Consider the following 12,862-nt stretch of genomic DNA (forward strand, 5'->3'; position numbering starts at 1 on the left):
GGGCTTTATGCGGTCATGGCGGCTGCGAGAATGTCGAGGCCTTCGGCCAGCACGCTGTCTTCAATCGTCAGCGGGAACAGGAAGCGGATCACGTTGCCGTACACGCCGCATGTCAGCAGCAGCAGACCGGCTTTCTGGGCGCGCTGGACGATGAGCTTGGTGAAGTCGGTGTCGGGGGTGCCGTCGGCCTTGGCAAATTCCACGGCGGCCATGCAGCCCAGGCCGCGCACGTCGCTGATCTGCGGCACGGTGGCGCGCAGGCTGTTGAGGCGGTCGGTCAGCACCTTGCCCAGGCGCTCGGCGCGGGCGCTGAGCTGCTCGTCGGCAATCACGTCCAGCACGGCGTGGGCCGAGGCGATGGCCAATGGGTTACCGGCGTAGGTGCCGCCCAGGCCGCCGGGGGCGGGTGCGTCCATGATTTCGGCGCGGCCACACACGGCCGACAAGGGCATGCCACCGGCCAGGCTCTTGGCCATGGTCATCAGGTCGGGCACGACGGTGTGGTGGTCCATGGCAAACAGTTTGCCGGTGCGGGCAAAGCCGGTCTGGATCTCATCCGCAATCATCACGATGCCGTGCTGGTCGCACAGGGCGCGTATCGCCACCATCAGCGCCGGGGGCATCACGTAGAAGCCGCCTTCGCCCTGGATGGGTTCGATGATGATGGCCGCCACCTGGTCGGGCGCGATGTCGCACTTGAACAGGTTCTGGATGGCGTGCAGCGTGTCGTCCACCGTCACGCCATGCACGTCCATCGGGGCGGGCACGTGGTAAATACTGCCGGGGAAGGGGCCAAAGCCCACCTTGTACGGCACTACTTTGCCGGTCAACGCCATGCCCATGAAAGTGCGGCCATGGAACGCGCCACTCAAAGCAATCACGCCAGGGCGGCGGGTATGGGCGCGGGCGATCTTGATGCCGTTTTCCACCGCTTCCACACCGGTGGTGAAGAAGGCGGTTTTCTTGGCGTGGCTACCAGGGGTGAGGGCGTTCAGGCGCTCGGCCAGGTAGACCGAGCTCTCGTAGGGGATGACCTGGTAGGCGGTGTGGGTGAAGTGGTCCAGCTGCTCGCGGATGGCGGCCATCAGGCGCGGGTGGCGGTGGCCGGTGTTGAGCACGGCGATACCGGCCGCAAAGTCGATGTAGCGGTTGCCCTCTACGTCCCAGATTTCCGAGTTCAACGCGCGGTCGGCGTAGATGGGGAAACCAATGCCCACGCCGCGCGGGGCGGCCGCGGCACGGCGCTGGTCGAGTTGGGCGTTGGTGGGGCTGGCGGATTGGGTGACGGCAGAAGGGGCGACGGCGGTGTTCATGGGGTGTCCTGGAGTGGAGCACGCAGTTTAAAATTTATTTGGCTCCACAAATAGAACCAATTACAGTTAGTTAATGGAACCAATCCGCCACGTTCTGCCCGACTTCATGCTGCGCCAATTTGACGCAGCCAGCCCGCACAACGACCACCGCCAGCTCTACGGCATCCTGCAGCGTGGTATCCGCACGGCGGTATTGGCGGCGGGCACCCAGTTGCCGCCCAGCCGCGTGCTGGCCCAGGCACTGAAAATCGCCCGCAACACCGTGGTGCATGTCTACGAGCAACTGGCGCTGGAAGGCTATGTGCAGGCGGGCGTGGGCCGGGGCACCTTTGTGGCCGCCGTGGGCCCGCGCCTGGCCGACCGCAGCACGGCGCCACGCCAAGCCCCGAAACAAGACCGTTCAGCATTGCTCTCGCGCCGAGGTAGCCAGCTGGTGCGCGAAGCCGGGGCGGCCCCGCTGCAATGGGGCGCGTTCACCCCCGGCGTGCCCGAGGTGCGCATGTTCCCCACCGCCATCTGGAGCCGCCTGCAGGCCCGCGCCGCCCGCAGGCAGACCCCGGCGCAGCTCACCTACGCCACCGGCCCGGGCGACGCGGGCCTGCGCCAGGCCGTGTCGGATTACCTGCAGGGCACGCGCGGCGTGGTGTGCACACCCGAGCAAGTGGTCATCACCAGCGGCACCCAGCAGTCGCTGCACCTGGTGGCCCAGCTGCTCACCGACCCCGGCGACAAGGTGTGGCTGGAAGACCCCGGCTACTGGGGCGCACGCAGCGTGTTCCGCGCCCACGGGCTGGAGCTGCAGCCGGTGGCGCTGGATGCCGAAGGCATGGCCCCCAGCCCGGCCCAACTGCGCCAGCCGCCGCGGGTGATGTTCCTCTCGCCCTCGCACCAGTACCCGCTGGGCGCGCTCATGGGCCATGGCCGCCGCCAGCAGCTGCTGGACTACGCGGCCGTGCACGGCGTGTGGGTGGTGGAAGACGACTACGACAGCGAATTCCGCTACGGCACCCGCCCGCTGCCCGCGCTGCAAGGGCTGGACACCCAAAGCCGCGTGGTCTACCTGGGCACGTTTTCCAAAACCCTGTACCCCGCCCTGCGCATCGCCTACCTGGTGCTGCCGCCCGACCTGGTGGACGGCTTCGCCCAGGCGCTAAACGAGCTGTTCCGCGAGGGCCAGACCGTGCAGCAGGCGGTGCTGGCGCAGTTCCTCAGCGAAGGCCACTACGCCACCCACATCCGCCGTATGCGCGCCGTGTACAGCGCCCGCCACGACGCACTGATCCACGCCATAGGGCAAGAATTTGGCAGCCAGTTGCCGATTCTGGGCGGTGACGCGGGCCTGCACCTGGTGCTGGGCCTGCCCCCGCAGATAGACGATGCCGCCGTGGCCCAGGCCGCCCTGCGCGCAGGCATCAGCACTCGGCCCTTGTCGCTGTACCACCTGCGCCAACCGGCGGCCACCAAGGGGCTGCTGCTGGGCTATGGCGCGGTGCCAGAGGAGGAGATTGGCCCCAGCTTTGCGCGGCTGGCGCAGGTGGTGCGGGGGTTTTTGTAGGGCTTTAGACCTTAGAAAGTAGCCAATTGGCTACAATACAAGCATGTACAGCGTGATTGAAACCGAAGAGTTCAGCCAATGGCTAGGTGCGCTGAAAGATCGCGCCACGCGCATTCGGCTGATCCGACGTTTAGACAAAGCCCGGCGCGGCATTCTGGGGGATGTCAAACCCGTGGGCGAGGGGGTATTTGAGATGCGTGAATTCTTTGGCCCTGGCTGGCGCATGTACTAGGTGGAGCAGTCGGGCACGATTGTTCTCATGCTGGGCGGCGGCAACAAGGCCAGCCAAAGCAAAGATATTCAACGTGCCATAGACATGGCAAAGGAGCTGTAATGGGCAAACTCACCACCCGGCCTTTCGATGTGGCCAACTATCTGGGCGACGACGAGGATGTCGCCGAATACATGCGTCAAGTGCTGGAAGACGGTGACCCCGCAGAGTTGGGTGCTGCATTAGGGGCCATCGCCCGCGCCCGTGGCATGGCGCAGTTGGCCAAAGACACGGGCTTGTCCCGCGAAAGCCTGTACAAAAGCCTGTCGGGTGAGCGCGCACCCAGTACCGATACGCTGTTTAAGGTACTGCGGGCCTTGGGGTTCAAATTGTCTGTGCAGGTAGCGACACCGGGGTGAGGATGCATCCAGCGCACCCTCTGGCGGATGTGGGTGCCATATTCAGAAGGACGCCGTGCCATACGGCGTGAATATCAACCCGCAAAATACAACGCCACCCGGTCGCTGGTCCAAGTGGCTACGCCAGCACCGAAGAAATCGGCATCTTCTGTCCAGATCGGGCAGCCGATGGCCAGAGCGCAGGCCAGCACCGGCCAGTCATCTGCATCGCGCTGGGCGATCCGCTGCAGGGCGGGTTGCTTGAAACTGGCGTATTGGTCCGCATCCATGCACTGCACGATAGGTTCCAAAACATCCAAAACGCGCATGGCAATGGTGCTGTCCACACCCCGTTTCTCCAGCAATGCAGGCAGATACTTGCGGGCATCGGCATAGGCCACATCGGGCGTGAAAAATTGGACCGTAGAGTCGTTTTCGAGGATCAATTGCCAGGCCCGCGTACCCAACACCGCGCGGACCAGAATGTTCGCATCCAGCACAATGGCCAACACGCTTACACCACAGCAGCCTTGGGCTTTTTCGGGGTGCTTTTGCGAATGGTTTTACGCACCTCTTTGAAATCGGCCACCACGGCGTCCACATCGACCACTTTGGCGGCGAGTATCTGGTCAAGGGCTTTGCTAGCGGTTTTGAGCGCCGCGATATCGGCATCGCCGTGGGCCAACGTGGGGATGAAATAGCCCACCGTCTGCCCGTGGCGCGTCACGGCCACCGGGGTGCTGGAGGCGATGTACTCCGCCAAATCCGCCCGAAACTCGCGGATGCCGACTTTGCTGGTTTCCATGGAGAGCTTTCAGAATTGTGGATCAATGTGTACACATTTTACGGATTCGAGCGCACCCATGCAACACGGCCTATCGGAGTTATCTATCGCCAACATTCCCCCAGCTCGCGACTGGCGCGATGCTCGGCGCAGCCGGGCCGATCCTGCTCCCTGGGATCCCCATCTGTATGCGCCGAGGACCACAGCTTTGGGCGGATCAGGGCTGGCGTTGTCTAAGCGCCAGCGAGTTTAGCCAGACCCCGACCAAAGCGCGCACCGCAGGTTCCCAGAAGCGCCAGCGCAGGGGCGCAGACAGTTGGGGCGCCTTTCTTTTGGTTCCTTTGCTTTTGCGCAAAAGAAAAGGGACTGCGCTGCCGGGCGCACTACCCGGCCAGCGGCGGCTGTGGCATACAGCAATGAATGCGCCCCACGAAACTCCATTAAAATCTCTAAGGAAAAAGAGGTTCCAGCGCTTATTCCAAGGGCGTGAGCAGCTACCGAAAGAAGAGCATTTCGTACCTTCAATGTTGAAAGCAAAAATGTGGATGTGCGAATAGTCGCAAGGCTTCGCCGGGCTATAGTGGGCCATCGGTTTGTTGCGGGGTTTGTAGAAATTTTTATACCTGTATAAAAACTGGCTCACCTTACGAAAGACCAGTCTGCAAGCCACCTTCAGGAGATTTCGATGGATGATTTAAACCTCAGCAGCCGATTTAAACCGCAGGTTTTGCGGTGTACATCGCGTTAGGCCTCACAGAAACAAATACATCCCCGCGAACAAATGCTTCAACTAATCTTTCTACTTACATTTCCGCTTCTACTGTCCGTCGGGACCGCATACCTAACATGGAACGCGCTCGCAAGCCCATGGAGGTTCCTAATTGTTTCCACAATTGCGCTAGCCGCTGCTTACTCAATTTCTTTCTACTTTCTGGCGCCACAATCTGTGGGCTTTACGTTACGTGCAGTCGAACCAGGGCAAATTAATCAGCAAGAACCTCTGTTTGAATACCTCGAACCATACTATAAGCCACTGCTTGTTTTTGCAATCGTCTCAATTCCAACCATTGTCGTCTTACTCAAGCTATTCAAACGCCGAGACAATGTTGGCCATAAATGAGAAATGCAACACAAGTGCTAAGAAACAGTATGGCGGCACGGGTGAGGCCTAACCCTTCGTTCGAGCCGACCCGCTCCGGCAGGCCGGTTTTGTCCATCATTTCATTCTGGGCCAAAACCGTCCTGCCTCCGCGGGCGGCTCAACTCAAACGTTAACCCCCCCCCCGCCGCCCCCTTCACCGCCCCCGTCAACCGCTGCGCCACCACCGGCTCCCGCTCCCAATGGTGCCAATACAGCGCCACCTCCACCGCACTCCCCGGCAACAACTCCTCCAGCGGCAAACGCCCCTCGCGGTTTGCCAAAAACTGATCGGGCACCATGCCCCAGCCCATGCCATGCGCCAGGGCGCTGTCATACGCATCTACCGCGGGCACGAAATGCCGGGGGTATTGTGGCGCGCTGAGGGCGAAGTGCTGGGCCAGGAAGGCGTCTTGCAGGCCGTCTTTGCGGTTGAAGATGATGGCGGGGGTGGCCAGCAGGCGGTGTACCGACACGGCACCGGTTTTGGTGCGGCACTGCTGCACCAGGGCGGGCGCGGCCACGCAGCGGTAGCGCATGACACCCAGGGGCTCGGCCAGGCAGCCGCGCATGGGCTGGGCCAGGGTGCTGACGCAGCCGACCACGTCGCCGTTCTTTAAGGCCTCGTGGGTGTGGTCCTGGTCGTCGATCACCACATCCAGTAGCAGGCGGTGGCGGGCCAGGCTGGCGGCCACACCGGGCAGCAGCCAGCTGGCCAGCGAGTCGGCGTTGACGGCCACGCCCAGGGTTTGCCAGGCGCTGGCCGCCCCTTTGGTGCGGGGCACATTGCCCAACAGGTCGGCCTCCATCATCCGCAGCTGTTTGATGTGGGCCAGTAGCGCCTGCCCAGCCGGGGTGGCGCGCACGGTTTTGCCGCGCACCAGCAGGCGCTGGCCCATTGCGGCTTCCAGGCCCTTGATGCGCAGGGAGATGGCAGCCAGGGTCAAGTTGAGCGCCTGGGCGGCAGGGCCGAATCCACCGTGTTCGAGTACGGCTGCCAGGGCTTCCAATTGACGGGCATCGAGCATAGTTAAAAATTTCTTGTGCAATGCAAGTTTAATTTAGTTAACTTTAACAATTTATGCAAAGCTTGGACACTTTGGACATTCCTTTTTGAGAGCCCGCCATGTCCAGTTTCTTCCTTTTGCCCGCGTTTTCTGCAGGTTTGCTGCTCAGCCTGTCGCTAATCGTGGCCATCGGCCCGCAGAACGCCCATGTGCTACGCATGGGGCTGCGTGGCCAGCATGTAGGCTTGACGGTGGCTGTGAGCATTGCGTCGGACGTGGGGCTGATCGCGCTGGGGGTGTTGGGGCTGTCGCAGCTGGGTGGCCTGCCGCGCTGGGTGCAGGCGGTGATGGTGTGCGGGGGCGTGGTGTTTTTGCTGGTCTACGGCTGGAAGGCCTGGGGCCGCTTTCGCGCCGGGTCGGCGGCGCACCAGGCCGTGGGCGAGCCGGTGGCGGCCATGAGCCGCCAGCAGGCGGTGGGCGCGGCGCTGGCTGTGGCTTGGCTGAATCCGCACGCGCTGGTGGAGACGCTGGTGCTGATCGGCACGGCTTCGCTGGCCTGGGGCACGCCGGGCAATGCGTTTTTTGGGCTAGGTGCGGCCAGCGGGTCAGCGCTGTGGTTTGTGGGCTTGGGGCTGAGCGCGCTGTTTCTGGGCCAGCGCCTGCAGTCCCCCGCCCTGTGGCGCGCACTGGACGGGCTGGTGGCCTTGATGATGTGGGGCACGGCAGGCATGCTGGCCTATGGTTTGCTGTAAACAAATGCTCCAGTTTTTGATGTCAAAAATAGGAGCAATTAGCGTAGGTTAAATATGCGCCAGAAGCTGTTTTAATGCCTTAAAAACAGCCCAGAAATACTTAACCCAGGTCGGGATGCTCCACCAATGTGGACAGCGGCAAGTCCGCGATCTCTTGCAGCAGCAGCGCCAGCTGCTGGCCCGATGCATCCACCAGCGCCTGGCCTTTTTCTGCCGTGGCGGCGGCGGCGTTGCCTGCTGCGCCAGTGGGGTTGTAGTCCTGCATCTGCCAGCCCAGCTTGGCGCTTTTGCCGTTGCCCAGGATGGGGTACTTCGCGGCGCGGTCTTGCGAGGTGGATGTGAAGTTGCGGGCCAGCGCCATGCGCACGGTGTGGGGGCGCAGGGCCAGCATCATCGAGGTTTCTGTGTCGCCCGCGTGGATGCCGAAGCGGTGTTCTTCGGCGCTGAACAGGCTGTTCGCATCGCCCAGCGGCAGGTTGAACCAGCTGGCGCTGTAGACCAGCAAACCGTGCTCGGTGCGCAGGGTGCGAGCCACGATGTCCATCAGGCTGACCTGGCCGCCGTGGGCGTTGAAGATCAGCAGCTTTTTGACCCCGCTGCGGGCCACGCAGGCCCCCAGTTCGGTCCAGACGCGGATGAGGGTTTCACTCGACAAGGTGAGCGTGCCCGGAAAGCGCACATGCTCGGGGCTGAAGCCCACTTGCTGGGTGGGCAGCACCAGCACCGAGGCATCCACCGGCAGCAGCGGCAGCGCGGCAGCCACCACGCCATCGACCAGGATGGTGTCCACACTCAGCGGCAGGTGCGGGCCGTGTTGCTCGGTGGCGGCCACGGGCAGCACGGCCACGGTGCGGGCCGGGTCAAGCTGCGCGAAGTCGCGGGTGGTGAGGTCGGCCCAGAAGCGAGGTGGAGTGTGCATGCCCGGGATTTTAGGAGGCAAGCACCATTCGGCAGCAAATTCTTACCTGGTGCTGGCACTACCAGGGTGAAGTTCCCCATTGGCCGCTGAAGGTGTGAAGCGTGGCATAGGACTGGCCCTGTCTTGACCGAACACCATCAAAGCAAGGCGTGCAACCCCTGGTAGCCGACATAGAAGCCGACCACCATAATCAAAGCACTGGAGAAATAAGGCACCTTACGGGCGAACTCGCCAAACCCACTCCACCGCTTCGATGCATGCTTCACGCTCAAGGCTGCCACGGCACCCGCCATGACCATCGTGACTGCCAAGCCAATACTGAAAGACAACACCAGGGTCGCACCCAGTGTGACCTTCTTCAGTTGCAGGCAGAGCAGCAGCACGGTAATGGATGCCGGGCATGGAATCAGCCCACCCGTTAGTCCGAACATCACGATCTGTCCCGTAGTGACGTTTTGGTTGGTGAAGCGGCGACGGATGTCGTTGGCGTGCGCCAGCTCGTGGGGGTCCTGGTAGCCTGGTGCCGCTACATCCAGCCCCTCCAGGTCTTTGATCGCGTGGTGGTGATGGTGCTCAAAGTACTCTACGTCGTAGTCATGGCTGTGCTGCCCATGGCCCAGGCGTAGACGGGCCATGAATTCATGTGGTTCAGGAATCTCTTCCACAGACTCCACGAAACCGTCACGTTGCACAAAAGCAAAGGCGTGGCGCGTTCCGTCCGAACGTTCCGTTTCGACCCGTACCTGGTCAGCTGCCCATACATGGCCGTGCGATCCATCGCGAAATAGGCGGAAGCGTGGTGGTACACCGTCTTCAAAAACCTCCAGGCGCACCACCCCGTGGCCGGTATCGATTCGCTTGGTTTCATCGTGGCCATGGTCATGGTTATGGTCATGGTCATCGCTTTGGCGGGCAAGTTTTTGCTCCCGCCACGTGCGCCACAACATCCACAGGGCCGTGCCGATGATGAGCACAGCAGAACCAACTTGCAAATAGGGTTCACTGGTTTCTGCGCTCCATTGCTGGCTGAAATACATGCCGCCCAACGCAATGGCCCAAACGATGGCCGTGTGGGACAGCGTGGCCGCCAGGCCCAGCAACACCGCTTGTCCCACTGTGCCGCGAACCGCGATGATGAAGGCCGCCATCATCGTCTTGGAGTGGCCTGGTTCCAGACCATGGAGTGCACCTAACAAGATGGCACTGGGAATAAACAACCACGCGTTGCCTTGCTGCAGCAAAGTAGAAAAATTCGTCATTTTTTGTCTTACAGGTATTTGGTGATGGCTTTAAATTCGCGGATGGTGTCATCCGGGTTTTGCATGCCATCGCGGATCGCGTGTTCCAGGCAATGGTCAATGTGGTCATGTACCAAGGCCTTTTTGGCGTTGCCGACAGCACTTTCTACAGCCTGGAGCTGCTGGGCAAGGTCCAGACAGGCGCGGCCTTCTTCCATCATAGTGATGATGCTTTTGAGATGGCCTTCGGCCCGTTTGAGTCGTTTGATGATGTCCGGGTGTGAGGTATGGATGGTCATGCCTACATATTATCCTATCCCCCTGGATAGGATATTTTTGTAGGGTAAATACACATGAGGCATCTGGTGGAATGCGTCGTATTGATTCCCACACTGTGCGACGGGCATCGCCCCCATAGCCGATGAAGACACAGAGCGGACCCAGGTGACGCGGGATTTTTGGCTCGACCGGGAGCGGATGCTGCGGTTTTCTCTACAACCTTGATTTACAGAAGACTTTGGCAGAACGCCAAAACCCGCGGGTCCATGTCGTGCAGCAAGGCCCATACGGCCACGCCCGCCAGTGACGCACCCGCCACCCGCATGCCCCATTCCTTACGCTGGGGGCTGCGCCAAACCTGCAGGCGCACCCACAGCCAGGGTCCGACCACCAGGGTGATGCTGCTGCCCAGAGCAAACAAAGCCATGCACAGCGCGCCCTCCAGCGGGCCGCCGCTGAGGGATGCGACCAACAGGGCCGAGTACAGCAGGCCGCAGGGCATGAGCGCCCAGGCGGCCCCGGCCACGAACACCCAGGCCCGGCCTGCCAACCGGGGCCGCAACCGCGACCATAAGTTGCGTCCCAGGCCATCGACCCACACCGGTTGCCGCGCCAGCACCAGCAGCATGCCGCCCCAGACCAGCACCGCCACGTGGAACAGCGTCCACACCGGGCGCAGCGCGGCGGCAGGTGCCGTCAGCCAGGCGAGCGTGTTGACGGTAGCGGCGGCCAGCGCACCCGCCAGCGTGTAGCCCAGCAAGCGCCCGGCCTGCAGTTGCAGCATGCCCTGGCGGGCCCCGGCGACCCGCACCACGCCCGCGCAGGCCGCACCGCACATGCCCGCGCAATGCGGGCCACCGGCCAGGCCCATGAGAAGGGCGGTCCAGGCCAGGGAGTTCTGCATCGTCATTACTTACCCTCTCGCATGGAGCCAGAACGCACGCCCACCAGAAACACCGCAGAACTGGCTTTGCCAGGCTGCTGGTGTTGCCCCCTGCAAGGGGGTTGGAGAAAGATGCGAAGCACTGCAGCCTGGGGGTGTGCTAAATGATCCGTGAGAAACGGGCGCGGTTCTGGTCGGCTTGCAGGTAGCGGTCGAACACCATGGCCACGGCGCGCACAAAGAACCAGCCGGTGGCGGTGACCTGGATGCTGGTGGCATCCACCGTGGCCATGCCGGCCTGCACCAGGGGCTGCAGGGCCTGCAGCTCGGCGGCAAACGTGGCTTTGAAGTCCACCAGGTAGGCCAGTTCAATGGATTCAAACTGCACCATGCCCTGGCACATAATGGCCATGATGATGGCGCGGCGCACCACGTCGTCGCGGTTCAGGGCCAGGCCGCGCACCACCGGCAGCTGGCCCTGGTCGATCATGTCGCAGTAGGCCTCCAGGGTCTTGGCATTCTGGCTGTAGGTGGGGCCGATGCGGCCAATGGCCGACACGCCCAGGCCGACCAGGTCGCAGTCGGGCTGGGTGCTGTAGCCCTGGAAGTTGCGGTGCAGCCGCCCCTGGCGCTTGGCCACGGCCAGCGCGTCGTTGGGCAGGGCGAAATGGTCCATGCCCACGTAAACGTAGCCCGCGCCGATGAGCGCGTCCAGCGCCTGCGACAGCATGGCCAGCTTGGCCGCGCCGCTGGGCAGCTCGGCGTTGAGGATGCGGCGCTGCGGCTTGAAGCGCTCGGGCAGGTGGGCGTAGGCGTACAGGGCGATACGGTCGGGGCGCAGCGCCACGATCTGCTCCAGCGTGTGGGCAAACGAGGTGGGTGTTTGGCGCGGCAGGCCGTAGATCAGGTCGGTGTTGATGGATTCGAAGCCTAAGCGGCGGGCTTCGGCCACCAGCCCAAACACCTGCTCGGCGGGCTGCACGCGGTGCACGGCCTTTTGTACGTCGGCATCGAAATCCTGCACGCCAAAGCTCAGGCGGTTGAAGCCCAGCGCCGCCAGGGCCGCCAGCCGTGTGGCATCCACGGTGCGCGGATCGACCTCGATGGCGTATTCGCCGCCCGGGGCCAGGCTGAAGTGGCGGCGCAGCAGGGCCATCAGCTGGGCCAGTTCGTCATCGCTCAAAAACGTGGGGCTGCCGCCGCCCAGGTGCAACTGGCTGACCACCCGGCCCGTGCCGAGCTGGGCGGTGTGCAGGGCCATTTCGCGCTCCAGGTACTGCAGGTAGGCCGCGCCGCGTTCGTGGCGCTTGGTGATGATCTTGTTGCAGGCGCAGTAGTAGCACAGCGATTCGCAAAACGGGATGTGCACGTAGAGCGACAGCGGCAGAGCGGTGGCGGTGTCCCGGCGCAGGCGCAGGGCGCGGGCGTAGTCCTCGCCGCGGAAGGCTTCCACGAAGCGGTCGGCGGTGGGGTAGGAGGTGTAGCGCGGCCCCGGCACGTCAAAGCGCTTTAAAAGTTCAGTCGAAACACAGGTCATAAAAAGCGCTTTGGTTGCATCTATGCACTGTGCCGCGAAGGACGCACGCCTTACTTGACCTAGATCAAGCCGCCTGCAGATGCTTGTGGCGAGAATGGTTGTTTACAAAAGCCCCTACTGCGCGCATGACCCCTATCGCCATCAAAGTTGCCTGCTCGAACTGCAATCTGCGTGAGCTGTGCATGCCACTGGGCCTGAACCAAGACGAGTTAAACCGTATAGACGATCTGGTGGCCGTGCGCCGCAAGGTCAAACGCGGGGCCACGCTGTTCCGCAATGGCGAGGCGTTTACCGCGCTGTACGCTATCCGCACCGGGTTTTTCAAAACCTCCATCACCACCGAGGACGGGCGCGACCAGGTCACGGGTTTTCAGATGGCGGGTGAGATCATCGGGCTGGACGGCATCGTCAACGACCAGCACACCTGCGACGCGGTGGCGCTGGAGGATGCCGAGGTCTGCGAGATGCCGTTTGACCGCATCGAAGAACTGTCGCGCGAGGTCAACGCCCTGCAGCGCCATGTGCACAAGATCATGAGCCGCGAAATCGTGCGCGAGCACGGCGTGATGCTGCTGCTGGGCAGCATGCGGGCAGAGGAGCGGCTGGCGGCTTTTTTGCTGAACCTGGTGCAGCGCCTGCATGCGCGCGGCTTCTCACCGCTGGAGTTGGTGCTGCGCATGACGCGCGAAGAGATCGGCAGCTACCTGGGCCTGAAGCTGGAAACGGTGAGCCGCACCTTCTCCAAGTTTGCCGAGGACGGGATGGTGGAGGTCAAACAGCGCCACATCCGCATCCTCGATGCCGAGGCCTTGAAGCGCATCGTTAATCTTCAGCCCTGTTTATAGTTG

General features: G+C 62.6%; 14 protein-coding genes. 5 read left to right on the forward strand and 9 right to left on the reverse strand.

Features of this window, described 5'->3' with window-relative positions:
• Positions 1–5: 5 nt before the first annotated feature.
• Positions 6–1,313, reverse strand: a complete 1,308-nt coding sequence (gene gabT / locus AC097L_RS07130; RefSeq protein ID WP_479585570.1) for a 4-aminobutyrate--2-oxoglutarate transaminase — start codon at positions 1,311–1,313, stop codon at positions 6–8.
• Positions 1,314–1,386: 73 nt separating this feature from the next.
• On the opposite strand from gabT, the gene pdxR reads away from it, so the two are divergent.
• From pdxR to AC097L_RS07145, 3 genes are all read left to right on the forward strand, one after another.
• Positions 1,387–2,868, forward strand: a complete 1,482-nt coding sequence (gene pdxR / locus AC097L_RS07135; RefSeq protein WP_479585571.1) for a MocR-like pyridoxine biosynthesis transcription factor PdxR — start codon at positions 1,387–1,389, stop codon at positions 2,866–2,868.
• 43 nt (positions 2,869–2,911) lie between these two features.
• Positions 2,912–3,100 (forward strand): type II toxin-antitoxin system RelE/ParE family toxin, encoded by a 189-nt coding sequence (locus AC097L_RS07140; RefSeq protein ID WP_479585572.1) that lies wholly within the window; start codon positions 2,912–2,914, stop codon positions 3,098–3,100.
• Between the two features lie 101 nt (positions 3,101–3,201).
• Positions 3,202–3,498 (forward strand): addiction module antidote protein, encoded by a 297-nt coding sequence (locus AC097L_RS07145; RefSeq protein WP_479585573.1) that lies wholly within the window; start codon positions 3,202–3,204, stop codon positions 3,496–3,498.
• 74 nt (positions 3,499–3,572) lie between these two features.
• Here the strand turns inward: AC097L_RS07145 and AC097L_RS07150 are convergent, their stop codons facing one another.
• The 3 genes from AC097L_RS07150 to AC097L_RS07160 all read right to left on the reverse strand — a co-directional run bounded on the left by AC097L_RS07150 (position 3,573) and on the right by AC097L_RS07160 (position 6,427).
• Positions 3,573–3,989, reverse strand: coding sequence for a PIN domain-containing protein (locus AC097L_RS07150; RefSeq protein ID WP_479585574.1), 417 nt, complete (start codon positions 3,987–3,989; stop codon positions 3,573–3,575).
• Between the two features lie 2 nt (positions 3,990–3,991).
• The gene (locus AC097L_RS07155) at positions 3,992–4,282 is read right to left on the reverse strand and encodes a type II toxin-antitoxin system Phd/YefM family antitoxin (RefSeq protein WP_479585575.1); all 291 of its coding nucleotides are present in this window, start codon (positions 4,280–4,282) and stop codon (positions 3,992–3,994) included.
• Between the two features lie 1,200 nt (positions 4,283–5,482).
• Entirely contained in the window at positions 5,483–6,427 is a 945-nt protein-coding gene (locus tag AC097L_RS07160) for an HTH-type transcriptional regulator ArgP (RefSeq protein WP_479585576.1), read from the reverse strand.
• Between the two features lie 98 nt (positions 6,428–6,525).
• On the opposite strand from AC097L_RS07160, the gene AC097L_RS07165 reads away from it, so the two are divergent.
• On the forward strand, positions 6,526–7,158 hold the full coding sequence (locus AC097L_RS07165) for a LysE/ArgO family amino acid transporter (protein WP_479585577.1): 633 nt from the start codon (positions 6,526–6,528) through the stop codon (positions 7,156–7,158).
• Positions 7,159–7,258: 100 nt separating this feature from the next.
• Here the strand turns inward: AC097L_RS07165 and AC097L_RS07170 are convergent, their stop codons facing one another.
• The 5 genes from AC097L_RS07170 to hemN form a co-directional block, all read right to left on the reverse strand.
• Positions 7,259–8,077 carry a creatininase family protein gene (locus AC097L_RS07170; RefSeq protein ID WP_479585578.1) on the reverse strand — a complete coding sequence of 273 codons (819 nt, stop codon included), beginning with the start codon at positions 8,075–8,077 and terminating at the stop codon, positions 7,259–7,261.
• 137 nt (positions 8,078–8,214) lie between these two features.
• The gene (locus AC097L_RS07175; RefSeq protein ID WP_479585579.1) at positions 8,215–9,336 is read right to left on the reverse strand and encodes a nickel/cobalt efflux protein RcnA; all 1,122 of its coding nucleotides are present in this window, start codon (positions 9,334–9,336) and stop codon (positions 8,215–8,217) included.
• A gap of 8 nt (positions 9,337–9,344) precedes the next feature.
• The gene (locus AC097L_RS07180) at positions 9,345–9,614 is read right to left on the reverse strand and encodes a metal-sensing transcriptional repressor (protein WP_479585580.1); all 270 of its coding nucleotides are present in this window, start codon (positions 9,612–9,614) and stop codon (positions 9,345–9,347) included.
• 206 nt (positions 9,615–9,820) lie between these two features.
• A complete protein-coding gene (locus AC097L_RS07185; protein WP_479585581.1) occupies positions 9,821–10,504 on the reverse strand; it encodes a sulfite exporter TauE/SafE family protein in 684 nt (227 codons plus the stop codon).
• A 133-nt stretch (positions 10,505–10,637) separates the two neighbouring features.
• Complete coding sequence (gene hemN / locus AC097L_RS07190) at positions 10,638–12,014, reverse strand: oxygen-independent coproporphyrinogen III oxidase (RefSeq protein ID WP_479585582.1); 1,377 nt, start codon at positions 12,012–12,014, stop codon at positions 10,638–10,640.
• Positions 12,015–12,139: 125 nt separating this feature from the next.
• On the opposite strand from hemN, the gene fnr reads away from it, so the two are divergent.
• Positions 12,140–12,859 (forward strand): fumarate/nitrate reduction transcriptional regulator Fnr, encoded by a 720-nt coding sequence (gene fnr / locus AC097L_RS07195; protein ID WP_479585583.1) that lies wholly within the window; start codon positions 12,140–12,142, stop codon positions 12,857–12,859.
• Positions 12,860–12,862: the final 3 nt, after the last annotated feature.

It is taken from the genome of Rhodoferax sp. RT5P35, assembly GCF_056521385.1.